Source organism: Stappia sp. ABD4_338 (assembly GCF_056312175.1).
This window is the reverse complement of sequence record NZ_CM149982.1, coordinates 3,719,311-3,736,749: the sequence shown is the minus strand read 5'-3', so window position 1 is coordinate 3,736,749 and position 17,439 is coordinate 3,719,311. Positions and strand designations below refer to the sequence as shown.

The 17,439-nt window shown below is 68.5% G+C and carries 13 protein-coding genes and 1 riboswitch; of the genes, 10 read left to right on the top strand and 3 right to left on the bottom strand.

The window, feature by feature from the left end; genetic code table 11:
- Nucleotides 1-17 precede the first annotated feature (17 nt).
- On the bottom strand, nt 18-695 hold the full coding sequence (locus tag ACYX4S_RS16790; RefSeq protein ID WP_476361023.1) for an IclR family transcriptional regulator: 678 nt from the start codon (nt 693-695) through the stop codon (nt 18-20).
- A gap of 314 nt (nt 696-1,009) precedes the next feature.
- On the opposite strand from ACYX4S_RS16790, the gene ACYX4S_RS16785 reads away from it, so the two are divergent.
- The 6 genes from ACYX4S_RS16785 (at nt 1,010) to ACYX4S_RS16760 (ending at nt 8,917) form a co-directional block, all read left to right on the top strand.
- Nucleotides 1,010-3,397: a cytochrome P450 gene (locus tag ACYX4S_RS16785; RefSeq protein ID WP_476361022.1), complete on the top strand. Its 2,388-nt coding sequence runs from the start codon at nt 1,010-1,012 to the stop codon at nt 3,395-3,397.
- 61 nt (nt 3,398-3,458) lie between these two features.
- A complete protein-coding gene (locus tag ACYX4S_RS16780; protein WP_293720129.1) occupies nt 3,459-4,484 on the top strand; it encodes a TRAP transporter substrate-binding protein in 1,026 nt (341 codons plus the stop codon).
- On the top strand, nt 4,462-5,037 hold the full coding sequence (locus ACYX4S_RS16775) for a TRAP transporter small permease (protein ID WP_293720131.1): 576 nt from the start codon (nt 4,462-4,464) through the stop codon (nt 5,035-5,037). The genes ACYX4S_RS16780 and ACYX4S_RS16775 overlap by 23 nt, the downstream gene beginning before the upstream one ends.
- Nucleotides 5,037-6,338, top strand: a complete 1,302-nt coding sequence (locus ACYX4S_RS16770; RefSeq protein WP_293720133.1) for a TRAP transporter large permease — start codon at nt 5,037-5,039, stop codon at nt 6,336-6,338. The genes ACYX4S_RS16775 and ACYX4S_RS16770 overlap by 1 nt, the downstream gene beginning before the upstream one ends.
- A 130-nt stretch (nt 6,339-6,468) precedes the next feature.
- Entirely contained in the window at nt 6,469-8,340 is a 1,872-nt protein-coding gene (gene asnB / locus ACYX4S_RS16765) for an asparagine synthase (glutamine-hydrolyzing) (RefSeq protein ID WP_476361021.1), read from the top strand.
- A 31-nt stretch (nt 8,341-8,371) separates the two neighbouring features.
- Entirely contained in the window at nt 8,372-8,917 is a 546-nt protein-coding gene (locus ACYX4S_RS16760; protein WP_476361020.1) for a GNAT family N-acetyltransferase, read from the top strand.
- Between the two features lie 39 nt (nt 8,918-8,956).
- Here ACYX4S_RS16760 and ACYX4S_RS16755 read toward each other — a convergent pair whose 3' ends face one another.
- Complete coding sequence (locus ACYX4S_RS16755; protein ID WP_476361019.1) at nt 8,957-9,319, bottom strand: hypothetical protein; 363 nt, start codon at nt 9,317-9,319, stop codon at nt 8,957-8,959.
- Between the two features lie 460 nt (nt 9,320-9,779).
- Here ACYX4S_RS16755 and ACYX4S_RS16750 point away from each other — a divergent pair, with 460 nt between their 5' ends.
- The 4 genes from ACYX4S_RS16750 to ACYX4S_RS16735 are packed head-to-tail and all read left to right on the top strand — an operon-like array spanning nt 9,780 to nt 16,310.
- Complete coding sequence (locus ACYX4S_RS16750) at nt 9,780-10,616, top strand: TauD/TfdA dioxygenase family protein (protein ID WP_422067560.1); 837 nt, start codon at nt 9,780-9,782, stop codon at nt 10,614-10,616.
- 32 nt (nt 10,617-10,648) lie between these two features.
- The gene (locus ACYX4S_RS16745; RefSeq protein ID WP_476361018.1) at nt 10,649-14,239 is read left to right on the top strand and encodes a GNAT family N-acetyltransferase; all 3,591 of its coding nucleotides are present in this window, start codon (nt 10,649-10,651) and stop codon (nt 14,237-14,239) included.
- Nucleotides 14,240-14,268: 29 nt separating this feature from the next.
- On the top strand, nt 14,269-15,042 hold the full coding sequence (locus tag ACYX4S_RS16740; protein WP_293720145.1) for a class I SAM-dependent methyltransferase: 774 nt from the start codon (nt 14,269-14,271) through the stop codon (nt 15,040-15,042).
- Complete coding sequence (locus ACYX4S_RS16735) at nt 15,042-16,310, top strand: diaminopimelate decarboxylase (protein WP_476361017.1); 1,269 nt, start codon at nt 15,042-15,044, stop codon at nt 16,308-16,310. Before ACYX4S_RS16740 ends, ACYX4S_RS16735 begins: the two co-directional genes overlap by 1 nt.
- A 268-nt stretch (nt 16,311-16,578) precedes the next feature.
- Here the strand turns inward: ACYX4S_RS16735 and ACYX4S_RS16730 are convergent, their stop codons facing one another.
- Nucleotides 16,579-17,214, bottom strand: a complete 636-nt coding sequence (locus ACYX4S_RS16730) for a hypothetical protein (RefSeq protein WP_476361016.1) — start codon at nt 17,212-17,214, stop codon at nt 16,579-16,581.
- A 103-nt stretch (nt 17,215-17,317) separates the two neighbouring features.
- A riboswitch (TPP riboswitch) is annotated at nt 17,318-17,419 on the top strand.
- Nucleotides 17,420-17,439: the final 20 nt, after the last annotated feature.

Below are 17,439 nucleotides of genomic sequence, written 5' to 3'. Positions count from 1 at the left end.
CGTAACCGCCCCTGACGTCAGTCGCCGCCGACGTTTTCCGCGATGCGCCGCGCGCAGTCGCATGACGCCTCCGCCGCGCGGTCGATGTCGAGATCCTGCAGGGCCACGACGCCGACACAGGCCTCCAGATGCAGGTCCGCGCCCTGTGGCGCGCGGATCGGCGCGGCGACACCCACCGCGCCCGCCTGAAGTTCGCCGCGGGTGACCGCGTAGCCGTCCCGCCGCACGGTCTTCAGCGCGTCCGTGTCCTCGTCCTGTTCCTGTCTCAGCGCGGCGATCGCCAGCCCGGCGGCCCCGCGTGACAGCGGATGGCGGCTGCCGACCCGGTAGGACACGCCGAGCAGCATCCCTTCGGGCTCCGCGACCTGAACGGCCACGCATTCGGACCCGTGTCCGACACAGAAGAAGGCGGTCGCCCCGGTGCGTTCGGCAAGGTCCTGCAGGTGCGGGCGGACCCTGGCGCGCAATTGCGGCTCGACGCGCGAGGCAAGCGCGACGATGCCGCCCCCGAGCGATATCCTGCCGGCACGGGAGCGCGACACGAGCAGGTGCTCCTCCAGCGTCGACACCAGGCGATAGGCGATTGCCCGATGGACGCCGAGCGCCTCGGAGATTTCGGCAATCGTCAGCCCTTCTTCCTTCTCGGCGACGATTTCCAGAACGCGCAACCCGCGCGAGAGGGTCTGCAGGCTCATGCGCGCAGGTCCCCCGTGCCGCCGGTCGCGTCCGTTTCGTGCCTTCCGGTCATTTGGTGCCTGTCCTCCCGCGTGTTCCCGTCAGACCCTGGCGCACCGTCGGCTCGTCAGAGTTGACAGGGCATCTCCGTCTCGGTAGTTTTTCATATATAGAACACACTGTGCGATATTAGTAAATTACCAAAAGGAGGCCGGAGCGCGCCGGTCGATTTCCGCAAGGGCTGCGGACGTGGCGCGACAATTGGGCCATCGGGTGGAAACAGCGCGCCGCCGTCGTTTTGCGACAGGGCGCGGAGGGAGATGGGAGGACGCTCATGACGTCCAGCATGGCGGCGCCGGATGCGGCGACGGCCCGAGTCCGTATGGACGAGGCGCTGATGGAAGAGGCCCTGGCACAGGGCTGTCCGGTGGCGCGCGCGGCGCGTGCGGGCGGATGCCCGATGGGCGATCTTGCCGCCCGGACCTCCGGGTTCGACCCCTTCGGCGAGGACTACCAGCTCGATCCGGCCGAGGCGCTGCGCTTTTCCCGCGAGCAGGCGCCGGTTTTCTACGCGCCGAAGCTCGGCTACTGGGTCGTCAGCCGCTACGAGGACATCAAGGCGGTCTTCCGCGACAACATCACCTTCTCGCCGTCGGTTGCGCTTGAGAAGATCACGCCGGTCTCCGACGAGGCGATCGCGGTTCTCAAGCGCTACGACTATGCCATGAACCGCACGCTGGTGAACGAGGACGAGCCGCAGCACACGGAGCGCCGTCGCGCGCTCATGTCCCACTTCGAGCCGGAGGCGCTCGCCCATCACGAGGCGATGGTGCGCCGGCTGACGCGCGAGTATGTCGACCGGTTCATCGCGCGGGGCGAGGCGGATTTGGTCGAGGAGATGCTCTGGGAGCTGCCGCTCACGGTGGCGCTGCACTTCCTCGGCGTTCCGGAAGAGGACATGGACCGGCTGCGCGACTTCTCCGTCGCCCATACGGTCAATACCTGGGGACGACCGACCCGCGAGGAGCAGGTGGCGGTCGCCGAGGGTGTCGGCCAGTTCTGGGCCTACGCGGGCAAGGTGCTGGAGCGCATGCGCGCCAACCCGGACGCCGACGGCTGGATGCCCTATGCGATCCGCCGGCAGAAGGACCTGCCGGACGTCGTCACCGACAGCTATCTCCACTCCATGATGATGGCGATCATCGTCGCCGCCCACGAGACGACGGCCCATGCCTCGGCGAACATGTTCCGTCGCCTGCTGGAAAACCGCCATCTGTGGGAGGAGATCTGCGCCGACCCGTCGCTGATCCCCAACGCGGTCGAGGAGTGCCTGCGCCATTCCGGTTCCGTCGTGGCATGGCGGCGCATCACCACCGCGCCGACGGAGATCGGCGGTGTCGAGGTGCCGGAGGGCGCGCGCCTGCTGGTGGTCACGGCCTCGGCCAACCACGACCCGGCCCATTTCGAGAACCCGGACGACATCGATCTCTACCGCCACAACACCGCCGACCACCTGACCTTCGGCTATGGCAGCCACCAGTGCATGGGCAAGAACCTCGCGCGCATGGAGATGCGCATCTTCCTCGAGGAGTTCACCCGCCGCCTGCCGCACATGAAGCTGGCGAAGCAGGAGTTCACCTTCCTGGCGAACACCTCCTTCCGCGGTCCCGAGCATCTTCTGGTCACCTGGGATCCGGCGCTCAACCCGGAGGCGCGGGACGAGGCGGCGCTGGAGCCGCGCGCGGAGTTCCCCGTCGGGGCGCCCAACGTCAAGGATCTCGCCCGCACCCTGCGGCTTGCGGACAGGCGCGAGATCGCCAGGGGCATCGTCGCCCTGCGGCTCGAGGATCCTCATGGCCGGCCGCTGCCCGAGTGGAGCGCCGGCGCCCATGTCGATCTCCTGTTCGAGGATTTCGAGAACAGCTATTCCCTGTGCGGCGACCCGTCGGACAGGAGCTGTCTCGAGGTCGCGGTGCTGCGCGAGGACGAGGGGCGCGGCGGTTCGGTCGCGATCCATGAGCGGCTTTCCGCCGGCGACACGGTTCGCGTTCGGGGCCCCAAGACCCATTTCCGTCTCGACGAGGGCGCGCCGCGCTACGTTCTGATCGCCGGCGGCATCGGCATCACGCCGATCCTGGCCATGGCCGACCGGCTGAAGCGGCTCGGCAAGCCCTACGAACTGCACTACGCCGGGCGCTCGCGCGCGACCATGGCCTTCCTGGACCGCATCGGGGCGGACCACGGCGAGGCCCTGCGGCTCTATCCCGGCGACGAGGGCGGGAGGCTGGACCTCGCGGCGCTGCGCGAGGTGGTTGCCGTTTCGCCCGCCGGGGTCTATGCCTGCGGTCCGGAGCGGCTGCTCGCCGCGCTGGACGTGATTGCCGAAGGCTGGCCCGAGGGCACGCTCAAGGTCGAGCACTTCCATGCCGGTTCCGCCGCGCCCGATCCGGAGCGCGACCGGCCTTTCGAGGTCGATCTCGCCGATTCCGGCTTCTCGGTCACGGTTCCGTCCGACCGCACGCTTCTGCAGGCGCTGCGCGAGGCCGGCATCGATGTCCCCAGCGACTGCGAGGAGGGGCTTTGCGGCACCTGCGAGGTCGCGGTCATGTCGGGAGAGGTCGATCATCGCGACAAGGTTCTGAGCAAGGCCGAGCGCGAGGAAGGAAAACGCATGATGGCATGCTGCTCGCGTGCCACGGGGAGGATCGGGCTGGCGCTTTGAGCCGGTTCGCAAGTCGCGCCGCCGTGCTGACCGGTGGCGCCAAGGAGGGAGTGAAACGCACATGACGACGAAATCCGTTCTCGCCGGGGTGGCGCTGGCCGCGCTCACGGCCACCGCGGCGCTGCCGGCCTCGGCGCAGGAAATCACGCTGAAGCTCAGCCATTTCCTGCCGCCGGTCCATGGCATCCACACAGACTTCATCGAGCCCTGGGCGAAGGACGTCGAGGCCTGCACCGATGGCCAGGTCAAGATCCAGGTCTTCCCGGGCGGCACGCAGCTTGGCAACGTCGCCAAGCAGCAGGAGCAGGTGCTCGCCGGCGTGGTCGACATCGCCCACGGCCTCACGGGCCTGCCGCGCGGCCGGTTTCCGCGCACCTCGATCATCGACATCCCGTTCCTGACCGGTGATGCGGGCGTGGCCAGCCAGACGCTCTGGGCCATGTTCCCCGACCACCTGTCGCAGGAGTACAAGGGCCTCAAGGTGCTTGCGCTTCATGCCCACAACGGCGGCCTGATCCACACGTCGGAGAAGAAGGTCACCTCCATGGAGGACATGCAGGGCCTGCGCATCCGCACGCCGAGCCCGGCCGTGTCCGCCATGCTCGAGGAGCTTGGCGCCATTCCGCAGGGCATGCCTCCCGGGCAGGTCTACGAGGGCCTGCAGAAGGGCGTGATCGACGGCACCGTGTTCCCGTGGGATCCGGTCAACTCGTTCAAGCTCTCCGAGGTGCTGAACTACGATCTCGACGCCGGCGTCTACACGGTCTCGTTCTTCTTCGTGATGAACCAGAACAAGTACGACAGCCTGCCCGAGAACGTGCGCGCCTGCATCGACAAGTATTCCGGCGACGGCCTCGTGGCCAAGTTCGGCGACTGGTGGGATGCCTGGGACGCGCCGGGCAAGGCGGCCGCCGAGGCCAAGGGCAACGAGATCACGGTTCTCTCCGACGAGGAGCGCGCGCGCTGGCGCGAGGCGCTGCAGCCCATGATCGCCTCCTATCTCGAGACGCTGAAGAGCGAGGGCGTCGAGGATCCGGAAGGCCTCTACAAGACGGCACAGGACTATGTCGCCCAGTTCTCCAAGTAAGAACGGGCCGGAAACGGACGAGCGGGCCGGGGGCGCGAAAGCGGCCCCGGCTCGCGGCCGTCTCGGGCTTGCCGCCGAGTGGCTCTTCCGCGCCTGCGCCATGTTCGGCATGGCCTGCCTGTTCGGCGCCGGGGGCGTCACCGTCGTCGATATCGTGCTGCGTGCCTTCGGCAGCGCCATCTTCGGTGCCGTCGACATCGTCCAGCTCCTGATCATGGCGACCGCCTTCTCGGCGATCCCCTACGCCTTCTTCCGTGACGGTCACGTGAGCGTCGACATCCTCACCCAGTCCTTCCCGCCCGCCGTCCAGGCGGTCATGCGGGCGGTGACCGCGCTCGCCTCGGCCGTGGTGATGGTGCTGATCCTCTACTACGGCTGGGAAGCGGCCAAGCTGCAGATGATGTTCGGCGACAAGTCGCAGAACATCGGCATTCCCATGGTCTGGTACTGGCTCGCGCTGGTGATCGGCTCCGGCCTGTCCGTGCTCGCCTGCCTCGTCACCGCCCTGACCGCCCTTCTTTCCCTTCGCGCAAGTCCGGGGGCAAATTCCTGATGTCCGCACCGATCGTGGGCCTTCTCGGCTTTGCCGCGACGCTCGTCCTCATCCTGCTGCGCGTTCCCGTCGCGATCGCCATGGCGATCACCGGCATCGCCGGTTTCTGGGTGCTCAACGGCTGGATGGGCGTCGGCTTCATCTTGGGGTCCGGCCCCTTCGAGGCCGTGTTCCCCTATTCGCTGTCGGTCGTACCGCTGTTCATCCTCATGGGTGTCTTCGCGGCGCAGGCGGGGCTGTCGCGCTCGCTCTACGACGCGGTGAACGCTTTCACCGGTCATTTCCGTGGCGGCCTCGCCATGGCCACCGTCGGTGCCTGTGCGCTCTTCGGCGCCGTGTGCGGCTCGTCGCTGGCCACCAGCGCCACCATGTGCCAGGTCGCGCTGCCCGAAATGCGCCGCCACGGCTACGACGACCGGCTCGCCACCGCCTCCATCGCCGCAGGCGGCACGCTGGGCGTGCTCATTCCCCCCTCGGTGATCCTGGTGCTCTATGGTCTGCTGACCGAAACCTCGATCGGCCAGCTCTTCGTCGCGGCGCTGCTGCCCGGCCTGCTGGCGACCTTGCTCTACATGGGCGCGGTCTGGGTGCAGGTCCGCCGCCGTCCGGAGCTCGGACCGGCAAGCGAGCGTCACACCTGGGGCGAGCGCATCGTGGTTCTCGGCCGCGTGTGGAAGGTGCTGCTGCTGTTCCTCGTGGTGATCGGCGGCATGTACCAGGGGTGGTTCTCGCCCACGGAAGCGGCGGCCGTCGGCGCGCTGGGCGCGTTCTTCATCGCGCTCCTGTCCGGCCGTCTCACCCGGTCCGTCTTCATGGACAGCATCAGCCAGACTGCGCAGACCAGCGGCATGATCTTCATGATCCTGATCGGCGCGAGCCTGTTCAACTACTTCATCGAGACGTCGAACCTGCCGACCTTCCTGGTCTCGACCATCAACGATGCCGGGCTCGCACCCTACACGGTGCTGTTCCTCGTCATCCTGTTCTACATCGGGCTGGGGTGCGTCATGGACGCGCTCTCCATGGTGCTGCTGACCATTCCCTTCATCTTTCCGATGGTCGCGGCGCTCGATTTCAATCCGGTGTGGTTCGGCATCATCGTCGTGACTGTGGCCGAGATCGGCCTCATCACGCCGCCGGTGGGGATGAACCTCTTCGTCATCCAGGCGGCGGCGAGCGACGTGCGCCAGGCCACGATCTTCAAGGGCATAGGTCCCTTCCTCGTCGCCGATGTGGTGCGCGTGTCGATCCTCGTCGCGATTCCCGCGATCTCGCTCTGGCTTCCGAGCCTGATGTACTGATCGGGGCGGAGGGCGCGGCGACAGGGCCGCACCCTCCGCAATCCTGACGGGAATTGGATTGAAATTACGCAACGTATAGTATCCCCCGCGAGGGGGGCCCGATCCCCCGTCCCGAGCGGGGGAGGCGGACGTGAGCGGGATTGTCGGCTGGATCGATTTCGACCGTGAACTCGCCGCGCGTGGCGGTCTCCTGCGTGCCATGACCGAGTGTCTTGCCGCGCGCGGTCCGGACGGTGGCGGTATCTGGCTGTCCGCCCATGCCGCGTTCGGCCTGCGCCGGCTCGACCATGGCGGGCCGGGTGCCACGGGCCTGCGCCCCCTCGTGCTCCAGGTTCCCGCCGGCGAGGTCGCCTGTCTCATGGCCGGCGGTTTCGACAATCGCGACGAGCTCGCCGCCGACCTCGAAAGCCGGGGCGCCGCGCTTCCCGGTCACCCATGGCCGCCTCACGACGACACGGCGCTCGCCCTTGCCGCGTTTCTCGCCTTCGGCGCCGAGGCGGCGGAACGTCTCGACGGCGCCTTCGCGCTTGCGGTCTGGGACGGGCCGTCGCGCACGCTGCATCTGGCGCGGGACCGCTTTGGCGTGCGCCCGCTGTACTATCACGCCCATGAGGGCGGGCTTGTCTTCGCCTCCAAGCCGGCTGCCATCCTGGCCAACCCGCTGTTTCGGCCGCGCCTCGATCCTGACCGGTTGCCGGTGGCGCTGCAGCCGCGTCTGGCGTTGCCCGGCGAGACGCCGCTCACCGGCCTTTTCGAGGTGCCGCCGGCCCATGTGGTGTCGCTGTCGCCCCGGGGGCTGACGCGGCGGCGCTACTGGCGGCTTGAAAGCCGGCCGCACCGGCATGGTTTTGCCGACACCGCCGCCCATGTCCGCCACCTGCTCGAGCGTGCCGTTGCATGCCAGGCGCCGGGTGACCAGCCGCTTGCCGCGATGCTCTCGGGCGGAATCGATTCGACCTCCGTCGCCGCGCTTGCGGCGGCGCGCCGTGACGAGGGCATGTCGCCGCTCGCCACCTTCTGCCTGCGTTTCGCCGACGACGACCGGCATTTCGCGGGCTCCGAACTGCGGCCCGACATCGACGCGCCCTTCGCCGAACTGGCCGCCCGGCACATGGGCAGCGACCATGCGACCCTCACGCTTGGACCGGACGATCTCGCAGCCGCGCTGCCGCTCACCCGCGCCGCCCGCGACCTTCCCGCCTGGGGCCAGTTCGACGCATCCATGGCGTGTCTTTTCGCGCGGATGCGCCGTCATGCGCGGATCGGGCTTTCGGGGGAGGCGGCCGACGAGATCTTCGGCGGCTATCCGCATTTCTTCAAGGACGAGGTGCTGGCGCGGCCGGGCTTTCCCTGGGCCGGGGACGGGGTGCGGCTCGCCGACTATCTGGCGCCGGACCTGCTGGCGCGTTGCGATCCGCGCGGGCAGGAGGCGGAGCGCTGCGCGGTGCTCCTGCGAGAGGTTCCCCGGCTGGAGAGCGACACGCCGCGCGAGGCGCGCCTGCGCGAGGTGCTCTGGCTCGGCATGGCCGGCCCGCTGTCCGTGATCATCGACCGCAAGGACCGCATGTCCACGGCGCAGGGGATCGAACTGCGGATGCCGTTCCTCGACCACCATCTGGTCGAGTACGTGTGGAACGTTCCCTGGGAGATGAAGACGCAAGGTGGCGTCAAGGGGCTGCTCAAGGCGGCGATGGCGGATGTCCTGCCGCCGGAAACCTTGTCGCGGCGCAAGAGCGCCTACCCGCACGTACAGCATCCCGACTACGATGCGGCCCTCATCGCCGCCGCCCGCCGGCTTGCCGCCGACGAGACCTCTCCCGTCGCGGCGCTGTTCGACCGGCCCCGCCTTGGGGCGCTGGTGGAGGAGATCGCGGCCGGCAGCGACGCACGGCTTGCCGGCACCATGCTGCCCGGCGGCGCGAGCTTGCCGCACATGCTGATTCAACTTGTGGAACTCGACGAATGGGTGAAAACCTGCGGCGTGGAAGTTGGGACCGCGTGAGGCGCCCGCCACCGCGTCGGGAGGATCAGGCATGACAGGTTCGCGGCTCCCCGCGGTGTCCCCCGGTGGCGACATGGCGCTCCCGCCGGGGCTTGTCCTGCGTGCTGCCGGTGCCGGTGACGCCGAAGTGCTTGCCGCGCTCGTGCGTGACGCCTTTTCCGATCACGTCGGCCTCGTTGAGCCGCCGCCCTCGGCGGTCGGGGAAACCGGTGCGCGCATCGAGGCGCATCTGGCCTCCGGCGGACAGGCGCTGATGATCGTTGCTCGCGACGACCCGGCGACGCCGCTTGCCGCCTGTCTCTTTCATGGCATCGAAAACGGATTGCATATCGCCCGGCTGGCCGTGTCGCGCACGGCAAGGCGCCGGGGGCTGGCGCTTGCCCTGCTCGGCGCCGTCGAGGCGCGCGCGCGAAAAGAGGGGCTTGGCCGGCTCGTGCTGCAGACGCGTCTCGCCCTTGTCTCCAACCGGGCGCTGTTTGCCCGCGCGGGCTACCGCGAGGCGTCGTTCCACGCCCATCCGGGGTTTGACGCGCCGACCTTCGTCGAGCTGGAAAAGTCACTTGGGGCGCCTCGCTGAGGCGAGTGGCCAGGGCCAGGGGCAGGGCGCGCGGGCCGGTCAGGAAGGGGACTTCGGCTTGCGCCGGGCGATGATCTCGGCGATGCGCTGCGTGTCCTCCGCCTGCAGGTGCCGCCCTGAGTCCAGAAGCTCGCTTGTGTATTCCTCGTAGGTGAGCCCGAGACGCTCCGCTTTCCTGATGCGGAACAGCGCGACGTCGCGCGAGACCGGGGCGAAGGCCTTCTTGCGAGCCGTGCGCCAGGCCACATAGGTGCGGATCGGTCCGGTGCCCCAGGCGGGCACATGCGGCTCCTCGTCCAGCGGCGGTCCGCCGTTGTGCCCGATCTCGGCCACCGCCGGCGGCGGGACGGCCCGCCTGGCGCGGGGGCGAATGACACGTCGGCGCGGGGGCGGTTCGCTCAAGGCTGTCTGATCCCGTCAGATCGGCGGTTGCTTGGGTAGAGGCGCGACTGTCTTCTTCCAGGAGAACGCGCATTGCAAGGAATGCGAGGGATTATATTTGCCAGCTGACTCCGAAACAACCATTCCGTGTGGTTTTCCGTCCGTCCGTGACCGTCGGGACTTGAAACGGGGGAGCTGGCGGCCGAGCCTCCAACCACCTTGGAGGTGTGTATATTAGTAATATATATCAATTAGATAGAATATATTATGGGCGCGCGGGCCTTGCGGCGATCTCGGGCGCACCCTGAGAATGACGTAGGGTAAGTATTTTCTTGACTCTCTATATTTTGCGTTGCAGTGTTGAGTTATACACGCATTGAGGGTTGCTGAGGTCTGGAGGCCGGGCATCGTGCGGACGCAGGTCCGCGCGGGCCGTCGACGACGGCTGGTCATGTGAGGGGCGTGGGCCGGGGAGGGACGGATGGTCGAGCTTGTTCCGCTTGCCGAGCGCATCGGCACGGAGGTCCGGGGCATCGATGTGACCCGCCCCATCCCCGACGCGGTTTTCGAGCGCATCTACAAGGCGTGGCTCGACAGCACGATCCTGCTGATCCGGGAGCAGGAAATGACCCCGGACCAGCATGTGGACTTCACGCGCCGCTTCGGCGAGGTGGTGAGCTACACCCGTCGGGAATTTGCCGAGGGCGGCCGGCCCGAGATTCTGGTCCTGTCCAACCGGACGGAGGAAGGGCGCCCGGTCGGTTCCCCGGTCAGCGGCCGGGTCTGGCACACCGACGGGCACTACCTTCCCGCTCCCCCGGCCGGCTCCATGCTTCATGCCATCGAGGTGCCGCCGGAGGGCGGCGACACGCTGTTCGCCAACATGTTCGCCGCCTGGGAGGCTCTCCCCGCTCGGGTGAAGGAGCGGATCGAGGGGCGCGAGGTGGTGATCTCACGCGTTCGCTCGCGGCCCTACAACTATCCCGACCGCCCGCCGCCCACCGAGGCGCAGCGCGCCGAATGGCGGGACCAGCCCCAGCCCATGGTGCTTGCCCATCCGGAAACCGGGCGCAAGGCGCTCTACGTGGGCGGCAGCGTGCCCTGGCACGTGGTGGGCATGGATGAGGCGGAAAGCGCGCCGCTGGTCACCTTCCTGCAGGAGTTTTCGGTGCTGCCGCGCTTCACCTACCGCCATCGCTGGCGGGCCGGCGACATCATCCTGTGGGACAACCGCAGCGCCATGCACCGCGCGACCCCCTATGACATGGACCGGTATCACCGGCACATGCATCGCACCACGCTCGCCGCGCGCCACTAGCGCCCGCCCGCGTGACACGGTCAGGAGATGCCATGACCCGTGACGGCAGCAGCATCGCACCGGAGACCGAGGGGCCGGCGGGCTCTGTGGATGTGCTCGTGGTCGGTGGCGGCGCGGCGGGGCTTCTGCTCGCCCTCCGGTTGAGCGAGGACGCGGACCGCCGGGTCGTGGTGCTCGAGGCCGGGCGCCGACGCCGCTCTCCGCTGCTCACGATTCCGGCCGGCGAGACGCTGCTGCTCGGCAACCCCGACTACGACTGGCGGTTCGCGACCGAACCCGACGCGACCCTTGACGGTCGCTCGCTGTCGATCCCGCGCGGACGCCTCGTGGGCGGCTCGGCGGCGATCAACGGCATGATCTTCGTGCGCGGCCAGCGCGACGACTTCGACCGCTGGGCGGCCATGGGCTGCGAGGGCTGGTCCTGGGAGGATGTGCTGCCGTATTTCCGGGCGCTGGAGGACTGGCAGGGCGCGGCGGATGGCGATGGCGCGCAGGCAACGCGCGGCGCTGGCGGGCCGATCCGCGTCGAGCTTCCCCGTGATCACGAGCCGCTGGCCGGACTGTTCCTGGAGGCCGCGCGCCAGGCCGGCTATCCGCTCGATCCCGACTACAACTCCGGCACGCCGGACGGCTTCGCCCTCTCGCAGGTCTCGGCGCGCGCGGGCCGGCGGTCGAGCGTCGCCGGCGAAACCCTGAGGCGGCTGCGTGCCCGCGAGAATGTCGAGATCGTCGAGAGGGCCACGGCCACGGGTCTGGTGCTTCGGGGACGCCGATGCCTGGGCGTCTCCTGGCGGCGCGACGGGGCGGAGACGACGACGCTCGCCCGCGAGACCGTGCTGGCCGCCGGCACCATCGGCTCGCCGCATCTCCTGCAGCTCTCGGGCATCGGCGAGCCGGAGGCCCTGGCGCGGGCCGGGATCGTCTGCCGGCACGCGCTATCAGGTGTCGGCGCGGGGTTTCGCGATCATCTGGCCGCGCGGTTGCGCTGGCGTGTCAGGCTGCCGGCCGGCGTGCGTGCGCTGACTTTCAACGAGCGCACGCGCGGTGTCTCCTTCCTGAGCGAGATCGCCCGCTACATGCTGGTCCGCCGGGGCGTTCTCGCCTCCCCGATCGCCACATGCGTCGGTTTCGCGCGCTCCGACCCGCGCGAGCCCGTCCCGGACCTCCAGTTCCATTTCGCGCCGGCGAGCTATCCCGTTTCCGCCGCGCCGACACGCCGGCTCGATCCCCTGCCCGGCATGACCATCGGCGTCTACCCGATGCGCCCGGAGGCGGAAGGCCGCGTGCACGCGGTCTCATCCGATCCACTCGCGCCGCCTGCCATCGAGACCGCATTCCTCGCCCCCGAAGCGGACCGGCGGAGGCTCATTGCCGGCATGCGCATCGCGCGGCGCATCGTCGCCCAGCCGGCTTTCGATCCCGTGCGCGGCGAGGAACTGGTTCCCGGTTCCGTGCATGAGGACGACGCGGCCCTGCTCGATCACCTGCGCGCGGGAGCGGACACCTCCTATCATCCGGTCGGCACCTGCCGGATGGGCACGGGCGCGGATGCCGTCGTCGATCCCGCGCTGCGGGTCCACGGGCTCGAGGGCCTGCGGGTTGCGGATGCCTCGATCATGCCGACCCATGTCTCCGGCAACACCCAGGCGGCGACGATGATGATCGCGGAAAAGGCTGCCGCCCTCCTGCGGGCGGGGGAGTGCGGGGCGGACGAACGGGAGACCGTCCAGGAGCTGCGTGTCTGCCCGGGCGACCCTCGGGCGCGGGACGTCGCCGCGCTGCTGTCCGCCTCGGAGGAGCATGCCCACGCGCTTTATCCGGCGGATGGCGTCCACCTTCTCGATCGGGCGGAGCTGACGCGCTCCGGCGTTGCCTTTCTCGTGGTCCGGCGTGGCGCGGGGAAGGCGCTCGGCTGCGCCGCCCTGGTGGAGGAGGGCGATGGCCACGGCGAGATCAAGCGCATGTTCGTGGCACCTTCCGCCCGGCGGACGGGGGTGGCACGCGCGCTTCTCGCTGCGCTCGAAAGCGAGGCCCGTCGCAGGGAACTTCACGTCCTGCGCCTTGAAACCGGGCCGGCCCAGCCGGAAGCGCTGGCGCTCTATAGGGCTGCCGGCTTCCGCGATCGCGGGCCCTTCGGCAGCTACCGCGCCCACCCGGCGAGCCTGTTTCTGGAAAAACGGCTCGCGCATCCGGACACCACTCATCCCCTTGTCCCTCATCACGGAGCCCGGATCATGTCCGACCGTTTCGATCATGACGCCAATCTCGCGCGCGCCGGATCCTGGCGCGCCCACCGAAGCCCTTTCTGGCCTCCGGCGGAGGGCTACCGGCTCGCCTGCCTGGACATCGGCGCGGCCGGGCCGGATCTCGGCGGGGAGGCGGCGGCCCTGTTCGAACGCCTGCGCGCCTTGATCGAGGCGGAATGGCAGGCGGAAAAGGCGGTCCGCCCGGACACACGCACGGCCTTCCACGCGCCCGGCCCCATCGCCGACACGCTTGCTGCCCTTGCCGATCTTCTGCCGCGTGAGGAGGACCGGCTCGCCGCCCGCCTGCGCGCCGCCGCCATTCGCGATGGCTACACGGACGAGACGCTGGAAAAGCTCGCGGCCACCGACGAGGAGGTGACGCTGGTCGCGGGGCGCATCTCCACCTGGTACGGCAAGGAAACCGGTGGCCTCGCCACGGCCTTCGCCTGCCGGCGCGACGCGGGGCTTCTCGCCACGGTGGAGGCGGCGTGCGACCGGCTCGGCGATGTCGCGGCACGCCTGCGGGACCTGCATGCCCACCTGCGTCTCGGCGCGCTGCCGGCCTTCGTTCCCGCCGATCTCTTCTTCATGGCCGGGGAGGGCAATCGCCACCCCAAGCATGTCGCCTACTTCCTGCCCGAGGACGAGGGCGTCAAGCATTCGCCCTTCAAGAAGACCTGCTACTTCGCCAACACCCATCGCGGGCTCGTGGGTGCGCTCGGACTGCCGCTCGCCCGCGAGATCCTGGATCTCGGCCGCCCCCTGCCCGTGGATGTTGCCGGCTTCGGCGTGTTGCCGGTGCTCGGCGTCCATGCCCATGAGGCGGGGCATTTCGTCCATCGCGAAGGGGCCGGCTTCAAGGCGCTGAACGCCGCCGACCGCTGGGCTTCCGTCACGCTGCAGGAGGTTGCCGCCGACACCTTCGCCCTCGTCGCGCTTGCCGATGTCCTGGCGCCGGCCGCCGGTCATCCGGCGGAGGAGGCCGTCGCCTACCATCTCGTCGAATGCCTGCGCTACGTGGATCGCGGCCTCGGCCTCTTCCCCGACGGCGACGGCATGTATCTGCAGCTTTCCTATCTCGTCTCGCTCGGAGCGCTGGAACTCGTTCCAGGTGGCGAGGGGACGCCGCCGCGCCTTTGCGGCGATCCCGAGGTGGTTCTTGCCGGCTTCCGCTCGCTTGCGCGTGTGCTGGCCGACACGTTGCTCGCCGGCGACGTGGAGCGCTCCCTCGCCCTGTACCGCGATTTCGGTCCGGCCGGCCAGGCACGGCATCTCGCCCCGCTCGTCGCCCATCTGTCCACGCGACCCGGCGCGTCGCTCGAGTACCTGCAGGAGCCCGCCGGCGCGGTGTCGTCCGCCGTTGCGCTTGCAAGCTAGCCGATCCCTGGAACCCAAGGAGAGTGATGATGGCCCAGATTCTCGGAAAACCGCATCCGGCCGCCGGTCCCGCCGGAGGCCTGTCGGGCCTCGCCGGGCTCGACCGGGTCCATGCCTACTACTGCGATCCGCGCCAGACCGGCGGCAAGGACACCCGCACCATCTACGAGATCTGGGAGGCGGGCGAGGCGTTCGACGATTCCGTCACCCCTTCCACCTACTGCCCGGACTACCGGGCCCATGTGGTGCTCAAGATCCTTTCGCTCACCGCGAAGGGCGCGCGGATCTTCTCCATCGGCTGCGGCAATGCCTTCGTCGAGGCGGATCTCGTGCGCGAAGGGCGCTACGTGCAGGCGATCGACTGCAATCCCGAAGCGGTGGACCTTGCGGCGCGCAAGGACGTGGAGGCCTTCGTCTCCGATTTCCATTCGCTTCCCGATGGCTATCTCGCCGCCTTCGACGTGATCTATGCCGACGGGCTGCTCGGCCATCTCTACCGGGAAGGGACGGGTCTTTCCGCCTTCTACGACACGCTGGCCCGCCTCGCCCCGAAGCCCGGTGCCTTCCTGGTCTTCTCCAATGACGCCCCGCTGGCGCGCGGACTGCGGGTCGAGCCGCACAAGCGGGTGGAGGACTTCTGGATGCTGTCGCGGGAGGAACTGCGCGAGGGCGTTGCCGCCGACGGCTACCTTCCGGTGGAGGACTATCACTTTCCCTATGTCCGTCCGGTGAGCGGCCTGCGCAACCGCACGCTCTGCATCGCCTGCGTGCCCGGAGGCGGTGTGCGGCGGGCGGCGGGCTGATGCCCGCCTCGCCAGCCTTCCTGGAGCGCCTGGCACGTGTCGTGCCGGACCTTGCGCGCGGTTACGGCACGCCGTTCCATGTCTATGACGCCGCCGGCATCCTCGCCTCGCACCGGGCCATCGTCTCCGCCTTCGGGGACTGGCCCGCGCGGCAGCATTTCGCGGTCAAGGCGCTGCCCAATCCGGCGGTGCTGAAGCTGCTTGCGGAGGCGGGCAGCGGGCTCGACTGCTCCTCGCCCGCGGAGCTGCTGCTGGCCGACGCGGCAGGCGTTACGGGGCGGGACATCGTCTTCACCTCCAACAACACGACACGGGCCGAATACGAGATGGCGCTGGCGCGCGGTTGTCTCGTCACCTTCGACGATGTCGCCCACATGGACCGCGCGCAAAGGCTGCCCGGGACGGTGGCCTTCCGGGTCGCGCCGCACACGGGCGGTGCTTCCTCGGCGCTCATGGGAGCGGCCGGCGCGTCGAAGTTCGGCGTTCCGCGCGAGCGTCTGGCGGAGGCCTATGCGCGGGCCCGGGCGCGCGGCGCCCGCTCTTTCGGCATCCACGGCATGACCTGCGCCAATGAACTCGACCTCGCCCGCGCGCTTCAGGCGGCCCGCGACCTCGTCGCGACCGCGCTTGAGGTGGAACGGGAGGCGGGTATCACCTTCGACTACGTCAACGTCGGCGGCGGGCTTGGCATTCCCTACAGGCCCGGCGAGGTGCCCTTCGACCTTGCCGGCTGGGCGGCCGGACTGGTCGGCCTGCTGCGTGAGGCGTTCGGGGGGCGCCAGGTGCGGCTGGTGACGGAACTCGGCCGCATCGTGACGGGCCCGCACGGCGTTCTGGTGACCACGGTCGTCAACCGGCTCGACAAGGGGCGGGCCATCGTCGGGCTGGATGCCTCCATGTCGGCGCTCATGCGCCCGGGCTTTTATGAAAGCGCCTGGCATCACGTGACGCTGCCGTTTGCCGGGAAGGAGCGGCCGCGCGTCCTCGCCGACGTCGTGGGCTCGCTGTGCGAGAATGTCGACCGTTTCGCCGTGGCGCGCGAGATGCCGGACCCGCGCGAGGGCGAGATCGTCTATATCCACGATACCGGAGCCCACGGGGCCGCCATGGGCTTCACCTACAACGGTCGCCTGCGCCCGGCCGAACTCCTGCTCATGCCCGACGACGGCGTGCTGGAAATCCGTCGCGCGGAGACCTTTTCCGACTATGTGGCGACCGTGGTCGAAGGGGGCCGCCCGCTCGAGTTCACGCGCCACGCGGCCGAGTGACAAGGGAACATATGGCAGAACTTCAGAATCCGAAGTCTCTTTACGTCATATGCTTGGGAATCTTGAAAATCCGGGCGTGATTTGCTATATAAAATCCATAAGGATACCGGATCGACTGAAAGGGTCCTGCCGCTGCTGTCAGCAGTCCAACCGGGATGGTGGATAAGGCGAAAGCCGAAGAGATGTCGAGATTGCCAAGGGACCGCTCGAAAGGGCTGTCCCTTTGGTTTTTCTGCGGCCTGCTTTTCGCGGTCCGCGCCGGAAAACTCTAGCGGAATTTCAGTCTGGTGCCTTTGAGCGCGGCGTCGATTGCCGCGGCTGCCTTGACTCTCATGCCCTTGCTCGGTTGCGGAGCGTGATACGCACTTTCGACCCGCATGACGAGGCTGTGCCGCGCTCCGTCGATCTTTCCACGGTCTTTCCGAAGGGTGAAAAAGGCGGTGTAGGCTCGTCCCTCCACGATGGTTGTGGCGTTGTAGAGACCATAGTTCCGGTCGGATGGCGTCCAGTAGAGGTGATGACTTGCAAGCCCGGAAAGAAAGTCCGGAAGATGCCGTGAGTTGGCGAACCGCCCGATGTCGAACACGCGAGGGGCATTGCCATCCATGATCAGCATGACGTCACCAGGGTCGCTGGTCGGATCGTGCCGTCTGCTCCAGCAATGGGACGAGTAGATAATCTTGATGCCGATCGTATCACCACGAGGCAGTTTGAGCCTGATCACGTGCGGAACGAGATGAGGAACAGAGACTTTCTGGTCATCGATGCGGTCAATGGCAATGGAGAAACCGTCCGGCGTCTTTAGCGAGCCGTCGGCCTCAAGTATGAAACGTTGCACTTTCAAAACCGATTTGGCTGCCGGGCCGCTGCTGCCAACGGGCCGCAGGTTGTACAATCCAGCCATCTAACCACAGGTCGCCGGCGACTGGGAACCATCCGGCGCCCCCGGTCCCTTGCCGTCCTTCACGCGACCGCTTGACGGGGAATCCCTTCGCTCCTATCGTTCCGCCCATTCGTTGGGGTGCCCTACCGGCTGAGAGGCGCGTTCGCGCCAACCCACTGAACCTGATCCGGGTCGTGCCGGCGTAGGGAACGAATGACCGCACCGGAGCGCAAGTCCGGTGCAGGC

Coding starts and splice junctions, on each gene's coding strand:
- ACYX4S_RS16760 (WP_476361020.1), top strand. CDS start 8,372: ATGACAGGTTCGCGGCTCCCCGCGGTGTCCCCCGGTGGCGACATGGCG.
- ACYX4S_RS16770 (WP_293720133.1), top strand. CDS start 5,037: ATGTCCGCACCGATCGTGGGCCTTCTCGGCTTTGCCGCGACGCTCGTC.
- ACYX4S_RS16790 (WP_476361023.1), bottom strand. CDS start 695: ATGAGCCTGCAGACCCTCTCGCGCGGGTTGCGCGTTCTGGAAATCGTC.
- ACYX4S_RS16775 (WP_293720131.1), top strand. CDS start 4,462: ATGTCGCCCAGTTCTCCAAGTAAGAACGGGCCGGAAACGGACGAGCGG.
- ACYX4S_RS16785 (WP_476361022.1), top strand. CDS start 1,010: ATGACGTCCAGCATGGCGGCGCCGGATGCGGCGACGGCCCGAGTCCGT.
- ACYX4S_RS16735 (WP_476361017.1), top strand. CDS start 15,042: ATGCCCGCCTCGCCAGCCTTCCTGGAGCGCCTGGCACGTGTCGTGCCG.
- ACYX4S_RS16740 (WP_293720145.1), top strand. CDS start 14,269: ATGGCCCAGATTCTCGGAAAACCGCATCCGGCCGCCGGTCCCGCCGGA.
- ACYX4S_RS16780 (WP_293720129.1), top strand. CDS start 3,459: ATGACGACGAAATCCGTTCTCGCCGGGGTGGCGCTGGCCGCGCTCACG.
- ACYX4S_RS16730 (WP_476361016.1), bottom strand. CDS start 17,214: ATGGCTGGATTGTACAACCTGCGGCCCGTTGGCAGCAGCGGCCCGGCA.
- ACYX4S_RS16745 (WP_476361018.1), top strand. CDS start 10,649: ATGACCCGTGACGGCAGCAGCATCGCACCGGAGACCGAGGGGCCGGCG.
- ACYX4S_RS16750 (WP_422067560.1), top strand. CDS start 9,780: ATGGTCGAGCTTGTTCCGCTTGCCGAGCGCATCGGCACGGAGGTCCGG.